21 protein-coding genes are annotated in these 19,229 nt (G+C 71.4%); 11 read left to right on the top strand and 10 right to left on the bottom strand.

Annotated features, from left to right (window positions below; all coding sequences use genetic code 11):
• Positions 1–45 precede the first annotated feature (45 nt).
• Together galT and galK are read left to right on the top strand one after the other, a co-directional pair.
• On the top strand, positions 46–1,212 hold the full coding sequence (gene galT / locus P6897_RS02740; RefSeq protein ID WP_240309811.1) for a galactose-1-phosphate uridylyltransferase: 1,167 nt from the start codon (positions 46–48) through the stop codon (positions 1,210–1,212).
• 35 nt (positions 1,213–1,247) lie between these two features.
• The gene (gene galK, locus P6897_RS02735) at positions 1,248–2,399 is read left to right on the top strand and encodes a galactokinase (RefSeq protein WP_282502540.1); all 1,152 of its coding nucleotides are present in this window, start codon (positions 1,248–1,250) and stop codon (positions 2,397–2,399) included.
• A 59-nt stretch (positions 2,400–2,458) separates the two neighbouring features.
• On the opposite strand, the gene P6897_RS02730 is transcribed toward galK, so the two are convergent.
• From P6897_RS02730 to P6897_RS02705, 6 genes are read right to left on the bottom strand one after another with little or no spacing between them, the layout of a single operon-like run.
• Complete coding sequence (locus P6897_RS02730) at positions 2,459–2,629, bottom strand: CsbD family protein (protein WP_023952533.1); 171 nt, start codon at positions 2,627–2,629, stop codon at positions 2,459–2,461.
• A gap of 59 nt (positions 2,630–2,688) precedes the next feature.
• A complete protein-coding gene (locus tag P6897_RS02725) occupies positions 2,689–3,303 on the bottom strand; it encodes a hypothetical protein (RefSeq protein ID WP_282502016.1) in 615 nt (204 codons plus the stop codon).
• Positions 3,300–3,884: a DNA/RNA endonuclease G gene (locus tag P6897_RS02720; protein ID WP_282502015.1), complete on the bottom strand. Its 585-nt coding sequence runs from the start codon at positions 3,882–3,884 to the stop codon at positions 3,300–3,302. The genes P6897_RS02725 and P6897_RS02720 overlap by 4 nt, the downstream gene beginning before the upstream one ends.
• Positions 3,881–4,276 (bottom strand): hypothetical protein, encoded by a 396-nt coding sequence (locus P6897_RS02715; protein ID WP_282502013.1) that lies wholly within the window; start codon positions 4,274–4,276, stop codon positions 3,881–3,883. Before P6897_RS02715 ends, P6897_RS02720 begins: the two co-directional genes overlap by 4 nt.
• Positions 4,273–4,464 (bottom strand): DUF2273 domain-containing protein, encoded by a 192-nt coding sequence (locus tag P6897_RS02710; RefSeq protein ID WP_023952539.1) that lies wholly within the window; start codon positions 4,462–4,464, stop codon positions 4,273–4,275. The genes P6897_RS02715 and P6897_RS02710 overlap by 4 nt, the downstream gene beginning before the upstream one ends.
• Complete coding sequence (locus tag P6897_RS02705; RefSeq protein ID WP_114589121.1) at positions 4,461–4,964, bottom strand: Asp23/Gls24 family envelope stress response protein; 504 nt, start codon at positions 4,962–4,964, stop codon at positions 4,461–4,463. Before P6897_RS02705 ends, P6897_RS02710 begins: the two co-directional genes overlap by 4 nt.
• A 139-nt stretch (positions 4,965–5,103) precedes the next feature.
• Here P6897_RS02705 and P6897_RS02700 point away from each other — a divergent pair, with 139 nt between their 5' ends.
• Genes P6897_RS02700 through P6897_RS02680 form a run of 5 tightly spaced genes read left to right on the top strand, consistent with a single transcriptional unit; the run spans position 5,104 to position 8,889 of the window.
• Positions 5,104–5,676, top strand: a complete 573-nt coding sequence (locus P6897_RS02700) for an RNA polymerase sigma factor (RefSeq protein WP_282502011.1) — start codon at positions 5,104–5,106, stop codon at positions 5,674–5,676.
• Positions 5,676–6,263, top strand: coding sequence for an Asp23/Gls24 family envelope stress response protein (locus tag P6897_RS02695; protein WP_282502010.1), 588 nt, complete (start codon positions 5,676–5,678; stop codon positions 6,261–6,263). The genes P6897_RS02700 and P6897_RS02695 overlap by 1 nt, the downstream gene beginning before the upstream one ends.
• The gene (locus P6897_RS02690) at positions 6,260–6,580 is read left to right on the top strand and encodes a hypothetical protein (protein WP_282502009.1); all 321 of its coding nucleotides are present in this window, start codon (positions 6,260–6,262) and stop codon (positions 6,578–6,580) included. Before P6897_RS02695 ends, P6897_RS02690 begins: the two co-directional genes overlap by 4 nt.
• Before the next feature lie 48 nt (positions 6,581–6,628).
• A complete protein-coding gene (locus P6897_RS02685) occupies positions 6,629–8,107 on the top strand; it encodes a carboxylesterase family protein (RefSeq protein WP_282502008.1) in 1,479 nt (492 codons plus the stop codon).
• A gap of 26 nt (positions 8,108–8,133) precedes the next feature.
• On the top strand, positions 8,134–8,889 hold the full coding sequence (locus P6897_RS02680; protein ID WP_282502007.1) for a hypothetical protein: 756 nt from the start codon (positions 8,134–8,136) through the stop codon (positions 8,887–8,889).
• A 12-nt stretch (positions 8,890–8,901) separates the two neighbouring features.
• Here P6897_RS02680 and P6897_RS02675 read toward each other — a convergent pair whose 3' ends face one another.
• Complete coding sequence (locus P6897_RS02675; protein WP_023952552.1) at positions 8,902–9,951, bottom strand: biotin/lipoate A/B protein ligase family protein; 1,050 nt, start codon at positions 9,949–9,951, stop codon at positions 8,902–8,904.
• A 100-nt stretch (positions 9,952–10,051) separates the two neighbouring features.
• On the opposite strand from P6897_RS02675, the gene P6897_RS02670 reads away from it, so the two are divergent.
• Both P6897_RS02670 and P6897_RS02665 read left to right on the top strand, forming a co-directional pair.
• Positions 10,052–10,795, top strand: a complete 744-nt coding sequence (locus tag P6897_RS02670) for an ABC transporter ATP-binding protein (RefSeq protein ID WP_282502005.1) — start codon at positions 10,052–10,054, stop codon at positions 10,793–10,795.
• On the top strand, positions 10,792–12,207 hold the full coding sequence (locus tag P6897_RS02665; RefSeq protein WP_114589116.1) for an FtsX-like permease family protein: 1,416 nt from the start codon (positions 10,792–10,794) through the stop codon (positions 12,205–12,207). The genes P6897_RS02670 and P6897_RS02665 overlap by 4 nt, the downstream gene beginning before the upstream one ends.
• A gap of 22 nt (positions 12,208–12,229) precedes the next feature.
• On the opposite strand, the gene P6897_RS02660 is transcribed toward P6897_RS02665, so the two are convergent.
• Positions 12,230–13,075 carry an alpha/beta fold hydrolase gene (locus P6897_RS02660; RefSeq protein ID WP_274178307.1) on the bottom strand — a complete coding sequence of 282 codons (846 nt, stop codon included), beginning with the start codon at positions 13,073–13,075 and terminating at the stop codon, positions 12,230–12,232.
• 83 nt (positions 13,076–13,158) lie between these two features.
• On the opposite strand from P6897_RS02660, the gene P6897_RS02655 reads away from it, so the two are divergent.
• Together P6897_RS02655 and P6897_RS02650 are read left to right on the top strand one after the other, a co-directional pair.
• Positions 13,159–13,617 carry a MarR family transcriptional regulator gene (locus P6897_RS02655; RefSeq protein ID WP_112616303.1) on the top strand — a complete coding sequence of 153 codons (459 nt, stop codon included), beginning with the start codon at positions 13,159–13,161 and terminating at the stop codon, positions 13,615–13,617.
• Between the two features lie 8 nt (positions 13,618–13,625).
• Entirely contained in the window at positions 13,626–14,963 is a 1,338-nt protein-coding gene (locus tag P6897_RS02650; RefSeq protein WP_282502004.1) for an MFS transporter, read from the top strand.
• Positions 14,964–15,101: 138 nt separating this feature from the next.
• Here P6897_RS02650 and P6897_RS02645 read toward each other — a convergent pair whose 3' ends face one another.
• Both P6897_RS02645 and P6897_RS02640 read right to left on the bottom strand, forming a co-directional pair.
• Complete coding sequence (locus P6897_RS02645; protein ID WP_323987186.1) at positions 15,102–17,978, bottom strand: rhamnogalacturonan lyase; 2,877 nt, start codon at positions 17,976–17,978, stop codon at positions 15,102–15,104.
• Between the two features lie 229 nt (positions 17,979–18,207).
• Complete coding sequence (locus tag P6897_RS02640) at positions 18,208–19,212, bottom strand: LacI family DNA-binding transcriptional regulator (RefSeq protein WP_282502003.1); 1,005 nt, start codon at positions 19,210–19,212, stop codon at positions 18,208–18,210.
• Positions 19,213–19,229: the final 17 nt, after the last annotated feature.

Genomic DNA, 19,229 nt, shown 5'->3' with positions numbered 1-19,229 from the left:
GTCGGGTGTGTTGACGATAGCACGGCCGGAATGTAGCGTGTTATCGTGAACATCAGCGCTCCTCCCGCCGTGCCGCTCGGCGCGGGCGTCGTCAAACGCTCCACGCGACTCGACGACGGCCGCGAGCTCATCTACTACGACGACCCCGAGACGACGCTCGGCCCCGAGCGAGCGGTCGACGCCCGCACCCTCGACCCGCGACCCGAGACCGCGACGATGCGGCAGGACGTCCTGACGGGTGACTGGATCTCGATCGCCGCATCACGGCAGAACCGCGCCTTCCTGCCCCCGGCCGAGCTCGACCCGCTCGCCCCGCAGACACCCACCAACCCTTCCGAGATCCCGTCGCGCTACGACGTCGCCGTCTTCGAGAACAAGTCGCCGTCGTTCGGTCCCGCCCTCGCCGAGGCGTTCGGCGGCGCGCCCGCGGCATCCGATCCTCCCCGCGGCATCGACGACCTCGCCCACCTCGGCCTCGGCCGCACCCGCACGAGCGTCGGACGCACCGAGGTCGTGTGCTTCTCTCCCGAGCACGCCGGATCGTTCGGCACCCAGACGGTCACCCGCGCCCGCACCGTCATCGAGGCGTGGGCCGACCGCACGGCCGCGCTCTCGACGCTCCCCGGCATCGAGCAGGTATTCCCGTTCGAGAACCGCGGCGAGGCGATCGGCGTCACCCTGCCGCATCCGCACGGGCAGATCTACGCCTACCCGTACATCACGCCCCGCACGACCCGCTTGCTCGACTCGATCGACCGCACGGCTCCCGACCTGTTCCAGCGCATCCTCGAGTTCGAGCAGGCCGGCCCGCGGGTCGTGCTCCGCGGCGAGCACTGGACGGCGTTCGTCCCGTTCGCCGCGCGCTGGCCGATCGAGGTGCACCTGCTCCCCCACCGGCACGTCGCCGACTTCGCCGAGACGAACGACGCCGAGCGAGACGAACTCGCCCCGCTCTACCTGCGCCTGCTGCGCGGCATCGACGCGCTGTACGACACCCCGACGCCGTACATCGCCGCGTGGCACCAGGCTCCGGTCCGCCATGCGCGCGACACCGCGCGTCTGCACCTGCAGCTCACGAGCCCGCGCCGCGCCGCCGACAAGCTCAAGTTCCTCGCCGGTTCCGAGGCGGCCATGGGCGCCTGGATCGGCGACATCCCGCCCGAGACCGCGGCCGCGCGTATCCGCGAGGCCGTAGAAGGAGTGACCCTGTGACCGACACCGATCCGCGCACCGATGCGCGCGACCTCCTGACCTCGCTCGGCGCGACCGCGACGAGCGAGTGGTCGGCGCCCGGCCGCGTCAACCTCATCGGCGAGCACACCGACTACAACGACGGCTTCGTGTTCCCGTTCGCCACGCCCCACCGCACGCACGTGGCGCTCGCTACCCGCGACGACGGCCGGCTGCGCGTCATCTCGACGTTCGACACGGTGCCGGTCGAGGTGGCGATCGCCGACCTCGACGCGATCTTCCCGACCACGGGCGGCGAGCACGCCGTGCCCGAGTGGTCCGCATACCCGCTCGGCGTCGCCTGGGCATTGATTCAGGCCGCCGGCGCAGACCCGACCGCGCTGACCGGCGCCGATCTCGCGTTCGCGTCGAACGTGCCGGTCGGCGCAGGCCTGTCGTCGTCCGCGGCGATCGAGGGCGCCACCGCGTCGGCACTCAACGAGCTGTGGAACCTCGGACTCGACCCCGTCGCGCTCGCGCAGGTGGGCCGTCGCGCCGAGAACGAGGCCGTCGGCGCTCCCACCGGAATCATGGACCAGATGGCGTCGATGCTCGGCGAGCCGGATGCCGCCACCTTCCTCGACTGCCGTTCGCTCGAGACCGATGAGGTCGAGCTCGGCTTCGCCGCCGCGGGGCTCACGCTGCTGGTCATGGACACCAACGTCAAGCACGCGCACTCCACCGGTGGCTACGGCGAGCGCCGCGCGTCGTGCGAGAAGGGCGCGCGGGTCATGGGCGTCCCGATGCTGCGCGACCTGTCGGTCGGCGACCTCGACCGTGCCGCCGAGCTGCTCGACGACGTCACTTTCCGCCGGGTCCGCCACATCGTCACCGAGAACCAGCGTGTGCTCGACACGGTGCAGACCCTCCGGGAGCAGGGGCCACGAGCGATCGGGTCGCTGCTGGACGCCTCGCACGCCTCGATGCGCGACGACTTCGAGATCTCCGTCCCCGAGCTCGACCTCGCCGTCGAGACCGCCCGCGCGGCCGGCGCCATCGGCGCGCGCATGACCGGCGGCGGCTTCGGCGGTGCGGCGATCGCACTCGTCGAGACCGCCGCCGTCGACGACGTGGCCGATGTCGTCGAGAAGGCGTTCGCTGCCGCCGGGTACGCGACCCCGACGATCTTCCCCGTCAGCCCGTCGGCCGGCGCGCGCCGCGACAGCTGACGCGACGAGACCACAAGAGGGGGATGCCGACACGGCATCCCCCTCTGCAGTCACGCGGCTTACTTGAAGGCGTCCTTGACGTCTTCGCCCGTCTTCTTCGCCTCGGCCTTGACCTGATCGGCCTTGCCCTCGGCTTCGAGCTTGTCGTTGTCTGTCGCCTTGCCGATGGCTTCCTTCGCCTTGCCGGCGATGTCCTGGGCGGCGTTCTTGATCTTGTCGTCGAGACCCATGATGGGCTCCTCTCTTTCGGTGGTGGCGCCCCGCGGGCGGGGCTGTGGACGTGCGCGATTCAGGACAGGCGGCGCTGGTCGTGCGCCAGCCTCGCGCGCAGCCCGGTGTGGATGGAGATGTAGGTCGTGAGCTGCTGACCCGTCAGCGTGCCGAGGTTGCCGACGAGACGTTCGACGGTCTCGGCCACGTGCAGCGGCGAGGTGTTCTGCCGCGGGGTCACGCTGACGTGCAGCACGGGCTGCTTCTTGATGTCGTTCGCAGTGACGCGGGCACTGAGGATCTCGTCGCGGTCGGCCAGCGCGTTCTTCAGCGCATCCGCCGCGAAGCCCTCCGTGACCGTGATGCGGCCGAGGTCGCTCTCCGCCCCGGTCGCCCGGAGCGCGGTCCGGCGGCGGCCGTGGATGCTGCGCACGACCAGCACGATCAGCAGCACGACCAGCAGCGCGAGCGCGGCGAGCACGCCGACGGCGAGCCAGGTGAGGCTCGTGCCCGCGATGACGGTGGCATCCCACGCCTGCTTCGCCCAGTCCTCGGCCCCGGATCCGACCGAGGTCCAGGTGTCGGCGGCCGCCGGCCACACCGCGCCGGCGATGATTCCGCCGCCGACGACGACGAGCACGAGCCCCAGGATCAGGAGGATCGTGCGGTTGACCGCGCGATTGGTGTTGTTCATGCGTTCTCCTCCTGTTCGCGGGGCCGCTCGATCCGCACCGCCGTGCGCAGCTTCGACGCGAGTCGATACGACCCCAGCTCCGCATCCGCGATGGCGCGGACCTGCGTCTCGTCGACGGGGACTCCCACCGCAGGGGTGAGGGTCACGTCGACCGAGCGGTGTCCGACACCGACCCGCACCTGGTCGCGGGGCAGTCCGCTCTCGTCGCTGACCCGCTGCGCGATCGCCGAGGCGATCACGCCGTTGTCGGCGACGACGGCGCTCTCGCCGACGACGAGCTGGTGCTTCGACAGGCGGCCCGGGGCGACGGCGAGCACCACGAGGACCACGCCGAGCACCGCGATGACGGCGCCGATGGCGACGCTGACGCCGACCGGTACCTCCGTCGGGAGACCGACGACCCACCCGAAGGCAGCGGCGGGTCCGAGGAGAAGCGCCGGCTGACCCGCGAGGTTCAGCACGATCTCCGTGCCGACGTAGATCAGCGCGAGGATGACGAGGACGACGGCGACGATCATCGCGACAGTGCGCGGCGAGTGCGTCTCACGCCGCACGACGCGGCGCAGCACGGGACTGCTCATCGGACTCTCCTCCTTGCGGGTGTCGTGGCACCGGTGACGGTGATGTCGACGCGGGTGACGGGTTTACCCAGCACGTGGCCGAGCTCTTCCTGCACGCGGTGCTGGGCCTCACGGGCGATGTCGACGACGACTCCGGCGGCTCGTACCGCTTCGGTGTCGTCGAGCGACGGGACGGGGAACGGCGCCTGGATGCGGACGGCCACCCCACCCCGGTGATCGGATGCCGTGACCGACACGCGGTCGACGTCCACTCCGATGACCTGGGATGCGATCTGTTCCGAGACCTTCCGCACCACGCGCTCGCGCACAACGACCCGTCCGGCGAGACCGGACGCCCCGCCGGCGGCGGCCGTGACGCCGCCACCGGGACGGATGGCCTCTGCAACGGTCATGACGAGGTGCGCCGACCTGTCAGCACGTCGGCCAGCCCGCGGACGTCGAGCTTGCCGGACGCGATGCGACCGACCGCCGCGCCGATCGCCATGAAGAGGGCGACGAGGAGGAATCCCCAGAAGCCGAACAACAGGGCGGCGGCGGCGAGGATGGCGCCGATCAGCGCACCCGAGACGGTGGCACTCATGCGACGCGCGACTCGGACTCGTTGTCGTCGTCGTCAGCGCCGGCGATGTGCACGTCGTTGACCTCGACGTTGACCTCGACGACCTCGAGGCCCACGAGACGGCTGATGGCACCGGCGACGGCGGCGCGGACGTTGTCGGCGACCTCCTGGATCGGCGCCGGGTACTCGACGACGATCGTGAGGTCGGCCGCGGCCTGGGTCTCGCCGACCTCCACCTTCACGCCCTGCGACAGGTCGGTGGCGTTGATGGCGTCGCGGATCGCACCGAAGGCGCGTGCTCCGCCGCCACCGAGCGCGTAGACACCGGCGACCTCACGCGCCGCGATGCCGGCGACCTTCGCCACGACGCCGTCGGCGATCGTCGTCTTGCCCGCGGCGTCGGTGTCGGCCGGGACGCGCGACGACGAGAACGTGCGGTCGACGCGCGAAGCCTGCGGCGCGGCGGCCTGCGACTTCGTGGTCTCAGCAGCGGGGGCGGTGTTCTTCTGGTCCTCAGCCATGACGTTTCCTTATCTGTCTGCGTTGTCCGATGCAAGCTCTCGGCTCGTCATTCGGTGAGCGTTACGTTCGCTCTACAGATAAGAGGGCGGCTCATCCGGATTCGTCACGAAAAAGTTCGAGAAGTTTTCTAGGGGAACGATGCGTGCCGAAGACAGCGGGTCGGACACCGACCTGCAGGCCGCGCCCGACGGCATCCTGGCTGCCCGCGCGGCATCCGGCGACGCCGACGCGTTCGATGTCCTCCTCCACCGTCACTCCCGCCTCGTGCGCGCCTACGTGTACCGCATCGTCGGCACCCTCTCGGAGACGGACGACGTCGTGCAGGAGGCGTTCCTCACCGCGTGGCGGCAGCTGTCCACCCTGCGTGACCCGAACGCCGTGAAGGCGTGGCTCATGAAGATCGCGAGCCGCGAGGCGTACGCGCATCTCAGGAAGCGCCCCGACCATGACACACTGGACGGATTCGACAGAGCCGCGGAGGCGAGCCTCCTCCCCGAGGCGGCCGCCATCCGCAACGCACAGTTGCAAGCGCTCTCTCTTGCACTCGATGCGCTGCCGGAAGCCCAACGCCGCTGCTGGCTGCTCCGAGAAGTCGGGTCGCTCAGCTATACCGAGATCGCAGAAGAGATGAACCTCCCTCTCAGCACCGTTCGAGGAAACCTGTCCCGCGCCCGCGCCAGCATCACGATCCAGATGGCGGGGTGGCGTTGATGGATGCCGCCGACGTGACTCTCGAGTGCGGCAAGACGATCGACGAGATCAGTGACTACCTCGACAGCGGTCGCTCGCCGTACGACCCCGAGATCGAGACCTGTCCCGACTGCCTCAACGCCCTCGATGCCCTCGAACGGGCGGGGCGGTTGTCACGTGATCTCATCGCGGCGGATGCCGCCGAGATGCCCGAGCCCTCGGAGAACTGGTTCCACGGTGTGATGGACGCCGTACGCGCCGAGCTGCGAGCCGGGCGCTCGATCCCGCTGTCGCATCCCGATCCGCGGGTCTCGATGACCGTCACCGAGGGAGCCGTGCAAGCGCTCATCCGCGCCAGCGGCGACGCGATCGACGGCGTCTTCATCGGCCATTCGCGCATCGTCGGCGACGTCGAGGTGCCCGATGCGCCGATCGCCGTCGACATCACCGCGTCGGTCGCCTGGGGCGAGTCGCTGCCGACCGCCGCCGGAGCGGTCCGCCGAGCGGTGTCCGAGGCGCTCGCCCGGCACACCGAGCTGAACATCACCGCCGTCGACGTCACCGTCGAAGACCTCCACCGTCCCTTCCCGCCCAAGGACATCGCATGATCGAGCCCGTCTCCGTCGTCGGCCCGTCGGCTCCGCGCCCCCTCGTCGAGGTGCCCGGGGTCAGCGCCGTGCACGATCCGCGCCCGCCGCTGACCCGCGTGCTCGGAGCGGCGGCCACGGCGCTCCGCCGAGAAGCGGCGGCTCCGACGAACGACATCCTCGTCTCGGCCGACGGCGAGGTGGTGACCGCGGCAGCCGCCATCTCCGTCGCCGCATCCGCGCGCACTCCCGAGGTGGCCCGCGCCGTCGCCGACGAACTCCGCGTGCAGTATCCGACCGTCGACCGGATCACGGTGCAGGTCCGCCGCATTGCCTGACCCGCAGCCGCCTCACCGAGGCGCCGCCGAGTCCGCTAGCTTCGGATCGTGACAGCGAGCGTCTCGGCATCCCTCTCCAGCGGTGAGGTGCGCGGCACGCGTCGCCCCGACGGCACTCTCGCGTTCCTCGGCATCCCGTACGCGAAGGCCCCGACCGGCACGCTGCGGTTCGCCGAGCCCGCGCCCGTCGAGCCGTGGGACGGCGTCCGCGACGCGACCGCCTACGGACCGACGCCGCAGCGCGGGGACGACGCCGACACCCTCATCCCCGAGCCGTCGATCCCGGGCGACGACACCCTGTCGGTCAACGTCTTCGCGCCCGACTCGCCCGCGCGGGCGGGCGGCGCACGGCATCCGGTGCTCGTCTACATCCACGGCGGAGCCTTCGTGCAGGGTTCGCCCGCGAGCCCCTGGTACGACGGCGGCTCGTTCGCGCGGGCGGGCATCGTCGTGGTGACGGTCTCGTACCGGCTGGGCTTCGACGGCTTCGGCCTCCTTCCCGGAGCCCCGACGAACCGCGCGGTGCGCGACTGGATCGCCGCCCTCGAGTGGGTGCGGGCGAACGTGTCCGCCTTCGGCGGGGATCCGGATGATGTCACGATCGCCGGGCAGTCCGCGGGCGGCGGCGCGGTGCTCACCCTGCTCGGGATGCCGGATGCTCAACACCTGTTCCGCCGTGTGCTGGCGATCTCGGCGGCCCTGACGAACGTGCCGCCCGCCCGGGCCGCGACGGCGACAGGCCGGCTCGCCGCGCGCCTCGGCATCGCCCCGACACGCGAGGCGTTCGCCGGCGTCGACGAGCTCACGGTGCTCACGGCGCAGCAAGCTCTCGAGTCGGAGCGGCACGGCAGCATCATCGCCTCGGTGCGCTCGCGGCTCGCCGAAGGGCTCACGTGGCGTCCGGTCGTCGACGGCGAGCTCATCCCGCGCCCCACCCTCGACGCACTCGCGGCCGGCGTCGGCGCGGACAAGACGCTCGTGCTCGGCACCACTGACGACGAGTTCACGATGATCACCGACGGGGTCGCCGGCCCGTTGCGTTTCGTCCCGCCGGCGCTCGCGCTGGCCGCCCTCGGGGTCGGCCACGCGATGCGCTGGCGCTACATCCGCGACAACCGCGCGCAGCGACGACTCGGCACCGCCGCGTTCCTCGGCCGTTACGCCACCGACCGCATCTTCCGCGACACCGTGCCGCTCGTCGCCCGGGCACGAAGCGGCTCGCCGACGTGGGCCTACCGGTTCAGCTGGCCCTCCCCGACCAAGCGCTGGGCGCTGCACTGCCTCGATGTGCCGTTCTGGTGGGACGTCCTCGACGCCGACGGCGTCGCGAGGCTCGCGGGGCCGCACCCGCCGCAGGAGCTGGCCGATGCGATGCACGGCGCCGCCGTGTCGTTCGTGCGGACCGGCGACCCGGGCTGGCCGCGATGGACGCCGGACGAGCGGGCGACCCGCATGTTCGGCGCTCCGCCGTCGGTGCCGACGGTCGCGGCCGACGGCTACGCGTCGGTGCGGGCGCTCGTCGGCTGACGGGGTACGGGTGAGAGGAGAAGACGATGCGTGAGAGCTCCGCCGCCTCCGCGGCCCGCGAACTCGTGGAGTCCGGGCGCGGATTCGACGCCGCGCTGATCGAGCGCGCCGCCTTCGCCGACGAACCGGCGGTCCAGGATCTGCTGGACGCGTCGGACGAAGAGCGCCGCCGCCCGGTCGGCCGCGGGTCGATGTTCCGCTCACTGGGCGTCGCACTGCTGGAGTTCCTGCCGATCATCGCCGCCGGGGTCGTCGTGATCCCCGCCCGAACGGCATCCGACCTGACCGTGCCGACCCTCGTCGCCGCTGCGCTGGCGATCGTGGCGGCGGCATCGCGTCCGGTGCTGTGGCGGCAGCTGGCGAGCGGGCGCGCCGAGGCGAGCGGTTCCCAGCTGTCCATCAATGCCATCTCGGTGCTCTTCACCGCGTTCGCGATCCTCATCGTCGCGCTGCGCTCCGATGACGCCGGTGCCCCCGGCCTCACCATCGGCGCCTTCGCCGTGCAGGGCATCGCGTCCGCCGTCACCGTCGCCACCATCGTCCGAGCCGGGCGTCGCGCCGGAGGGTCTTCGACTCCGCGCACGGGAGTCGAGGCCCTGCGCGCCGCCGTCGGCGCGCTGCCGGCCGCGCGACAGGAGCGGGCACGGGAAGACATCGCCACCGCGATGCGCGTGGCGGTCGACGGCGGCATCCTGAGCGAATCGGATGCCGCCATCCTGACGCGAGCGCCGCTCGGCGGTCTCACCCGAGCCCACTGGGCCCTGTCGCAGACGCGCCGCTGACGACGCCGCGGCTCAGGGAACGCGCTTGAGCCAGGCGTCCGTCGCGAACTTGGACTCGACGAGCGCTTCGGCCTCGGCGTACTCCTCGTCGGAGATCGTGCCGGGCACGGCGCCGTAGCGCTTCGAGAACACCTCGATGAACCGCTCGATGATCGCGTCGCGAGGCAGACCCGTCTGGCTGCGCAGCGGGTCGACGCGCTTGGCGGCCGAGACGGTTCCCTTGTCGCTGAGCTTTTCGCGGCCGATGCGCAGCACCTCGGTGAGGACCTGACCATCCATGTCGTACGACAGCGTGGCGTGGTGGAGCACCCCGCCGTTCGCGAGACGCTTCTGCGCGGCGCCGCCGATCTTGCCCGACGGTGAGGCGATGTCGTTGAGCGGCTGATACGTCGCCTCGATGCCGAGTGAGCGGAGGGCCTCGAGCACCCAGTCGTCGAGGAAGGCGTACGAGTCGGCGAAGGTCAGCCCCGCAACGAGGGATGCCGGCACGTACAGCGAGTACGTCACGATCGAGTTCGCCGCCATCATCATCGCTCCCCCGCCGGAGATGCGGCGCACGACGTCGAACCCGTGCTTCGCGGCACCCTCGGGGTCGACCTCGTTGCGGTACGACTGGAACGACCCGATCACGACGGCCGATTCGTTCCACTCCCAGATGCGCAGGGTGGGGTTCCGCCGGCCGTCGCCGACGCGGGTGGTCAGCACCTCGTCGAGCGCGAGGTTCATGCTGGGCGACACGGCTCGGTCGTGGACGACCTCCCAGTCGAACTCGCGCCAGCCCGGGGCCGTGATCATGGCGCGCCGCACCGCAGTGCCCACCGACTCGGGCGTGAAGCCGAGCAGCTGGGCGCCGTCGGGCAGCGCCGAACGGACGGCGGCCGCAATGGTGGCGACATCAGACTCCTCGGGCAGGCCCGTCACTGCCGCATCGATGTCGGCGAGCGCGTCGTCGGGCTCGAGGAAGAAGTCGCCCGCCAGGTGGAAATCGGCGATGCGGCCGTCGCGCACCTCGAGGTCGACGACGACCAGCTTTCCTCCGGGGACCTTGTATTCGCCGTGCATGCGTCCAGCCTAGGACCGGGCGGAGGATCGGTCGCCCGACGGATGCCGTTACACCTCGCGACGGACGACGGCGCGGGCCCCGCTCGGAAGAGTGGATGACATGAACCCCACCATCGATTCCGCCCCCGTCCTCGAAGCCCGCGGGCTCGTGAAGCGCTACGGGGCGCTCACCGCGCTCGACCGCGTCGACCTGACCGTGCGCGCCGGCGAGGCCGTCGCGATCATGGGCGCCTCGGGGTCGGGCAAGACGACGCTTCTGCACTGCCTCGCCGCAATCATCTCGCCCGATGCCGGCTCCGTCCGCCTCGCCGCTCCCGGCGCCCCGGCGCAGGAGCTCGTCGGCATGCCCGACGCCGACCGCTCCGCCGTGCGTCGCAGCAGCCTCGGCTTCGTCTTCCAGGACCACCTGCTGCTGCCCGAGCTCACCGCCGTCGAGAACGCCGCCCTTCCGCTGCTCCTCGTCGGCACGGCGCGAGCTGCTGCCGAAGCGCACGCCGCCGCCTGGCTCGGCGCCCTGGGCCTCGCCGGCATGGACAACCGGCGCATCGGCGAGCTCTCCGGCGGGCAGGCGCAGCGCGTCGCCATCGCCCGCGCCCAGGTGACCGGAGCCCCCGTGGTGTTCGCCGACGAGCCGACCGGCGCCCTCGACTCCACCACCTCCGCGGAGGTCCTCGATGCGCTGCTGCACGCCACCACCGGCCAGGGCCGCAGCCTCGTCGTCGTGACCCACGATGCGGAGGTCGCGCGCCGCTGCGACCGCGTCCTCCGGATGCGCGACGGACGCATCGTCGATTCGTCCGTCGCGCCCGCGCGTGGGACCGCAGCCGCCGAGGTGACCCGATGAGCGTCGTCGTCGCGACCGGTTCGCTCCCGCAGCCTCCGACCCCGCTGGCCCGAGCGACGGAGACACCGGGCAGTGTGCGCCGCGTCGCGGCTCTCACGGTCCTGCTCTCCCGGCCGGCGCGGCAAGGGTCTGCGGCCATCGTCCTGCCACTGGTCGCCTTCGCGGTGACGACGATGCTCATGCTGATCGTCGCGGGCGGCACCCGCATGTTCCTCACCGACCCGCGCACGGGCCAGATGGCTTTCCTCTACGGCGTGCTCAGCGTCCTCGCGCTCATCCTTCTCGCCGTTCCGACAGCAACCCTCGGGGCTGCCGCCGCGCGCCTGTCGAGCCGGCGCCGCAACGACCGGCTCTCGACGCTGCGCCTCCTCGGCGCCACCAACACCGAGGTCGGAGCGATGGCGGTGGGTGAGGCATCCGCCGTCGCGTTCGCGGGAGCACTGGTCGGCGCCGCCGCCTACGGCATCGCCCTGCCGCTGGTCGGGCTGCTCCCCTTCTTCGGTGGCCCCGTCGGTGCCGCCGCCGTGTGGGCCGGATGGCCGATCGTCCTGGCCGTCATCCTGGGCGTCGGGCTCATCGCGACGGTGAGCGCGGCAGCGAGCCTGCGACGCGTGCGGCTCACCCCACTGGGCGTGCGCCGCCGCACCGAGGCGCCGCCGCGACGCACCCGCACCCTCGTGATCTCCGGGATCGCGATCGTCGCCGTCGGCACGATCGTGGCCCAGTTCAGCAGCGTGAGCGCGGTCCTCGCCCCCGCAGCGTCGATCGCCCTCCTGCTGGCTCTGTTCGCCGGGGCCCTCGCTCTGGTGAACCTCATCGGTACGCCCATCGTCGCCGCACGCGGCCGCTCGATGGCACGCCGCGCCCGGACGGCTGCTCAGCTCATCGCAGGCCGGGAGCTCGCCGCACATGCCCCCACCGCCTGGCGTCGAGTCTCGAGCATCGCGATGATCTCGTTCATCGCCGTCGTCGGGGGCAGCGGCATCGCGCTCACCGAGATCGCCGGCGACGAGCCTGGAATGACGCTGTTCGCCGACATCCGCACCGGCGTCCTCGTCACCCTCGGGGCGGGCTTCGTCCTGCTCGCCGCCTCGGTGGGCGTCAGTCAGGCGGCGTCGGTGCTCGACGACCGCGAGCTCATCGTGGGCCTCGACCGGCTCGGCATGGAGCCCGCGGAACTCGCTCGGGCACGTCGCATCACGGTGATGCTGCCCCTGCGCTGGGCTGCCGCCGGCGGAGCGGTCGTCGGCGTGGCGCTGGCTCTCCCGGTCGTGGGGATCAGCCTGGTCGTCGCGCCGCTGACGATGGCCGTCATCGCGGCGACCTTCGTCGCGGGCTTCGGGGCGGTCGCGCTGGCGCTCCTCGCGTCACGCCCGCTCGTCACGGCAATCCGACGCGGTCCCGCCGGGTGACACCGACGCTGCTTGCCGCGATTCAGTCCCGCGGGAAGCGGGCGTCGAGCCAGGCGAGCAGATCGGCCTGCACGTCACCCCGGACCGCCTCGTTGAAGATCTCGTGACGAGCACCGGGGTAGACGAGCGTCGTCACATCCGTCAGGCCCGATCGCGTGCGGTAGGCGTCGGCGAGGCGATGGACGCTGCGAGGCCCGCCGACGGTGTCGTCCCGGCCGACCATGAGCAGCACCGGGACGTCGACACCGAGGTCGCGTCGGGGTCGGCCGATGAGCTTGAGCGTCTCGACCGGCCCGAACAGGCGGGGCAGCGCGGTCGTCGTCGTGAGCGGGTCGTCCAGGAAGCTCTGCTGGACGGCGGCATCCGTGCTCAGCCACTCGACGCCGTTCGCGCCGGGCGCCTTCCACGGCGCGTTCAGGTCGCCCGAGTTGAGCGATCCGGGCCAGCGCAGCGCCGACCCCGACAGCACGAGTGCCGCGTATGCCTCGGGCCGGTCGTCGAACAGCATCTGCGCGAGGAATGATCCCCACGAGTGGCCGAGGAGCACGATCGGCGCCCCGGGATGGTCGCGCTCGATGATGCGGGTCAGCTCGGCGCAGGCGTCGCGCGCGGCATGCAGCCCTCCCCGACCGAGCTTGCCGAGCTTGCTCGGATCACCGTGCTGCCGGATGCCGGTGCGGCCATGACCCCGGTGGTCATCGGCGTAGACGGTGAAGCCCGCTGCGGTGAGGATCCCGGCGAGTTCGGCATACCGGCCCGCGTGCTCGCCGACACCGTGCAGCAGCTGCACGACGGCCCGCTGCTCGCCATGCGCGGGATGGATGTCGTAGACGATCGCGACCCCGTGCGCGTCGATGAACTCGGGCATGCGGCGAGTCTACGTTTCCGGCCGTCGCATTCCGGACACCACAGACCGTTAGCAAGACTAATGAGCTAAGCTAAACATCACAGATGAGCACCTCTTCCCCCGCTTCCGCCCCACCGACCGCCATCGATCTCGCGCACGACGCGACCGACCTCCGCATGGCGACCTTCCGCCTCGCACGGCGGCTCCGCGCGCAGCGTGCCGTCGATTCGATGAGCGACGGGCAGTACGCCGTGCTCGCGAACCTGCACGTGCACGGTCCGCACACGCTCGGCGAGCTGGCCGACCGCGAGCGCGTATCGGCACCGTCGATGAACCGCACCGTCAACCACCTCGAAGAGCTCGGGTACCTGACCCGGACACCCGACGACGGCGACCGCCGCAAGGTGAACATCGCCCTCACCGACGAGGGCCGCACCGTCGTGATCGAGACGACCCGCCGTCGCGACTCCTGGCTCGAGCACGCGCTGGAAGAGCTCGAACCGGCCGACCGTGAGACTCTCGCGGCCGCCGCCGTCATCATGCGGGCGGTGGCCGACCGATGAGCTCCGCGATGTTCCGCTCCTTCTCGGTGTTCAACTACCGGGTGTGGTTCTTCGGCGCCCTCGTGTCGAACGTCGGCGCGTGGATGCAGGCCACAGCGCTCAGCTGGGTCGTCCTCACCGGCCTCACCGACAACGACGCGGGAGCGATGGGCGTCACGATGGCGCTGCAGTTCGCCCCGCCGCTCCTGCTCGTGGGCGTCACCGGGTGGGTCGCCGACCGTTTCGACCGGCGCCGTCTGCTCGTGGTCACGCAGAGCTCGCTCATGCTCGTCGGGCTGGTCATCGGCACGCTGCTGCTCACGGGCGTCATGACGCTCCCGCTCATGTACGTCTTCGCGTTCACGCTCGGCATGATCTCGGCCTTCGACAATCCGGCGCGCCAGGCGTTCGTCTCCGACATCGTCGCGCGCGAGATCGCGGCCAATGCGGTCGCGCTCAACGCGGCATCCTTCAACGGAGCGCGCATGATCGGCCCCGCTGCCGCGGGAATCGTCATCGTCGCGGTCGGCACCGGCTGGGTGTTCTTCATCAACGCGGCGACGTTCCTCGCGATGATCGTGGCGCTGTTCCTCATCCGACCCGGCGAGCTCATCCCGCGGGTCACCTCTCCCGGCGCGGCGCGCCTCGCCGACGGCTTCCGGTACGTGCGCGGGCGCCCCGACCTCATGGTGACGTTCGCGATGGTGTTCCTCCTCGGCGCCTTCGGTATGAACTTCCCGATCTTCGCCTCGACGATGGCGATCGAGTTCGGACGCGATGCCGACGGGTACGGCCTCCTCAGCTCGATCCTGGCGATCGGATCGCTCGCGGGCGCCCTGATGGCAGCACGTCGCGATCGCGCCCGCATCCGCGTCGTGATCTTCGGCGCCGGACTCTTCGCGCTCGCCGCAGCGGTGTCGGCCTTCATGCCGGACTACTGGCTGTACGCAGTGACCCTGATGTTCACCGGGTTCGCGGTCGTGACCACCCTCACGACGGCCAACGGGTACGTGCAGACCACGACCGACCCGGCGCTGCGCGGCCGCGTGCTCGCGCTGTACATGGCGATCCTCATGGGCGGCACGCCCATCGGCGCGCCGATCGTCGGGTGGGTCGCCGACCAGTTCGGGCCGCGCGCGGCCATCGGCCTCGGTGCCGTCGCCGCCTTCGTCGCGTTCGGGGTCGGGGTGACGTGGATGCTCGTCTCCGGACGCGTGCACCGCTCGAGCTCGCGCCGGTTCGCCCTCTCGCTCGACGAGACGCGTCCGATCTCGGTCGTCGCCCCGGAGGAGTTCAGCGACGAGGTCGCGGGCACGACGCCCATCTCCCTGCCCGACGCCACGTCCGACCGCCCCCGCACCCGCTGAAGCCCCCGCCCGATCCCGCCCGCGCCCGATACATCTGTCGGATGGGTGGGGCTGGTGAGCATTCGCACGGCCTCACCGGCCCCACCCGTCACTCCGGCCCTTCGGATGTATCGGGGCCTCGCGTCCGAGCGGGACGCCTCAGCACATCCGGGCGAAGTAGGGCACGTCGTAGGTGGCGTGGTAACCGACACCGTCGACCCACTGATACGCCGTGACGGTCGCCGACCCGGGCACGAGCGAGTCGCGGCCCGAGTCGAAGAGCCGGTACGCCGCGTCGGCCGCCGCGACCTTCTGCTGCGCGTGCTCGCCGCCGACCGCGGCCAGCCGCACGTCGACCGGCGCCCCCGCCTGATTCGCGGCATGGACCGCGACGTGCACCGCTCCGTTGACGCACTGCGACCGCGCGCTGACTCGGAGTGGCACCGGCTGCCCCTCTCGCACTGTGGCCGTCGCCGACGGCTGCGACTGCGCCGCCGAGCCGAAGGTGCCAGCGGGCGTGACGGTCGCGGTCCACTCCCCCGGCGGGACCGTCGCGAACCGCGCAGAGCGAGCCTCGGTCCCGACCTGCTGCTCGATCGTGTCGCCCGCCTCCGAGCGGAGGATGACGGTGAAGCCGGTGACCTCGGCGCCGGCATCCGTCGTCTTCCAAGTGACGTTGACGCCGGTCGAGTCCACCCCGATGCCGGGCGTCGCGACGGGCGCGGGAGCAGGCCGCAGCGGCACACCGGCGAAGTCCATGCCCGAGGCGAGGTGGAAACCGGTGTAGCTCGGCTGGTTGTAGGTCGTCTGCTGACGGGCGACCTCGGCGCGGTACTGCGGATCGTGCATGAGCGTGTACAGCTTGTGCTCGGTCACCTCGGTCGAGACGTACACCCGCAGCGCCGACGAGTCGGCCGTGCGCACGACCAGCTCTTCGCGCCAGTCTCCCAGCACGTCGGCGACGAGCCCGGGGTTGCCCTTCGTGCCGTTGTTGGCGAGGGTTCCGGATGCCGTCAGTACGGTGCCGCGCGCCCAGTCGTCGATCGTCGGGGTGACGTCACCGCTGCCGTTCACGATCTGCGTCGTGAGGTCGCCGCCCCAGCGGATCGAGGCGTTGGTGCCGGGCGTCGCCGCCGAGAGCACCTCGCCCTGGGCGGTCAGCAGGCCCGAGGCATCCGTTCCGCCGGGCATGCTCGACCAGACCTCCATGCCGGGCACGTCGGGGCGCACGTCGCCGATCATCCCGCGCCCGGTGTCACGGCCCGAGTAGGCGCCGAAGATGACCTCGCCGGTGGCGGCATCCCGCAGTGCCGTACCGTACGGCGCGTATGCCCCGCCCTCGTGCACGGTGAAGATCTCCAGGCCCGGGCGAGTCGGGTCGATGTCGGCGACGTGCATCGCGTCGCCGTGACCGAGGCGCGCCATCTCGCCCGGGGTCGCCGATCCCTCGGGCATCTCGGCGAACGAGCTGTAGAGCAGGCTGCCGTCGTCGTCGAGCGTCGCCGATCCGTAGACGATCTCGTGGCGGCCGTCTCCGTCGACGTCCGCCGCCGACAGACTGTGGAAGCCCTGCGTCGTGATCGAGCCGTACACGGGATCGGTGCCGTCGACCCCGTGGGGACCGTCGTTGAACGGGTTGGTCATCGGGGCATGCCCACTGTCGACGAACCACCGTTTCGAGAGGTTCTCGCCGTCCCAGTCGTAGGTCGCGATCGTCGTGCGGGTGTAGTAACCGCGAGCGAACACCGCCGACGGGCGCTCACCGTCGAGATAGGCGACGCCCGCCAGGAACCGGTCGACCCGGTTGCCGGGCTCGATGCGCGACATCGCGTAGTCGCCCCACAGCAGGCCGTCGTCGCCGCGGTCGGGCTCGTAGCGCACGGTCTGCAGCTCGGCCCCGCTCTCGCCGTCGAAGACGGTGAGGTACTCGGGCCCGTCGAGGATGAAGCCCTCGAAGTTCCGCAGGGCGTTGCGGGCGCTGCGGCTCGGGGCGTACACGTCGATGAAGTGGTCGACGAGGGCGCGGGCGTCGGCATCCGACAACGGGTAGTCGTAGCGCGGCTCGATGCCGAAGGCCTCTTCCAGGGTGGCCGGCCACTGGCCCGAGACGACTTCGTCGCGCGTCGACCATCCGCGGAACATCTCCTCGAGGTGGTCGGCGTAGTCGGCGGCGCTCATGCGGTAGTCATCGGTGTGGGCGTAGCCCGCCGCGACATCCTCGTCCGGCATCGTGACGTACTGCTCCGAGGCCACCGAGCCGTCGTCGGCGTAGGTGATCGACTTCGTCCCGGGCGCGGTCTTGAGCATCGTCTCCGACCGGCCGTCACCGTCGAAGTCGTAGACGAGGAACTGCGTGTAGTGCGCGCCGGCACGGATGTTCGGACCGAGGTCGAGCCGGTTCAGCAGGCGCCCCTCGAGGCTGTAGGTGTCGATGTAGACCCCGCCGGTGTACCCGACCTGCGAGACATCCTTGGAGTTCGAGGGATCCCACTTCACGATGAACTCGTAGCGCCCGTCACCGTCGACGTCACCGACGGAGACGTCGTTGGCCGAGTAGGTGTACTCCTCGCCCGCCGGGGTCACGCCGCCTTCGGGCCGCTGCAGCGCGATGTCGAGGAAGCCGGCATCCATCGCGATCGCGGCCTCGCTCGCCGCCGCCTCGACGCCCGCCGTGACCGGCGCCACGCGATAGACGGATGCCGCCGTCCCGGCGTCGTCGCGGTAGTTCGTGCTGTCGGTGACGGTGGCGATTGGAACGTCGTCGCGGTAGACGACGAAGTCGGTGCCCGTGAGGCCGGTCTCGCCGGCACCGCTGGCCTCGCCCGCGAGCAGACGCCAGCTGAGGAAGACGCCCTCGTCCGTCGGCACGGCGACCAGGCCGCGATCGAGGGTCTCGAGCCGCGGTATCGGCGCGGACGGCGGCGCCTCGACCCCTGCCGCGGGAAGCGTTGCGACGCCCCCGACCGTGAGGGTCGCCGTGGCGAGCGTGCCCGCGGCGAGGCCGGCGAGCAGCGAGGAGCGGAGTCTGTTCTTCATTGAATGGATCCCATCGGAATGCGCTTTCCTGCGTTCCGATGAGCCTAGGCGCACCTCCCCCGCGCGCCGATGAGTCTTCTCTCATCCGGTCCGCGCGGCCTCCACCCGATGGTGCCGAGGTCCCACTTGGGCCGGTAAAGCGGCGCGCAGAACCGGCCGAACGGGGACCTCGCGGGGCGACGGCGCCTCGCGCGGCGACGGTGCCTCGAGGGGCGACAGGATGCCGCGGTCAGCCGGTCGACTCGCGGACGACGAGCTCGGGGCGGAAGCGCACGCGGCGCTCGTGCTCGCCGGCGGGATCGTCGAGACCGCGCAGCAGGAGGTCGACGGCGCGGTATCCGATCTCGTGGGCGGGCTGGCGGATCGAGCTGAGCGGCACGACGGTGGCGGACGCGAAGTCGATGTCGTCGTAGCCGATGAGCGCGACCTCCTCGGGCACGCGAAGCTGCCCGAGGACCGCGAAGGCCTGCAGCACTCCGACGGCGAGCAGGTCGTTCGCCGCGAACACGGCATCGACGCGGTCCTCTCCGCGGCGGTCGCGCAGCTGCTCGCCGGCAGCACGGCCGTGCAGCACCGACAGGGCGGGCACGCCGAGCTCTTCCAGGTGGGCACCGGCGACTTCGGCCACCGCGCGCCGCGCACCCTCGAGACGATCGGCGACCTGACGGATCGACACCGGTCCGCGGACGAACGCGATGCGCCGACGCCCGCGGGCCAACAGGTGCGACACGGCGAGATAGCCGCCCTCGACGTCGTCGACCGACACCGAGGCGAAGAGGTCGTCGGGCACCTCGCGGTCGACGAGGACGACCGGGACCCCCGCCGCCTGCAGCCCACGCAACCGCTCCAGGTCGTCACTCGCGGGGGTCACGAGCACGCCGTTGACGCGCTGCTCGCGGAAGAGGTCGAGATACGCCGACTCGCGCTCGGGCTTCTCGTCGCTCGTGCTGAGCAGCACCGCCATGCCGCTCTCGGCAGCACGCTCCTCCGCGCCCCGCGCGACCTCGGCAAAGAACGGGTTGCCGATGTCGAGCACCACGAGGCCGATCGACCGGCTGCGTCCGGCCCGCAGCTGTCGGGCCGCATCGTTGCGGACGAACCCCAGATCGGCGATGGCCTGCTGCACGCGCGCGACCATCTCCGGCGACACGCGCGTCGGGTTGTTGAGGACGTTCGAGACGGTCCCCACCGAAACGGATGCCGCGACCGCGACATCCCGCACGCTCACTGCCATGCACACCACCGTAGCGC

The sequence above is a fragment of the Microbacterium sp. BDGP8 genome (assembly GCF_029991045.1).
GTDB lineage: Bacteria > Actinomycetota > Actinomycetes > Actinomycetales > Microbacteriaceae > Microbacterium > Microbacterium plantarum.
This window is presented reverse-complemented; position numbering and strand designations above follow the sequence as displayed.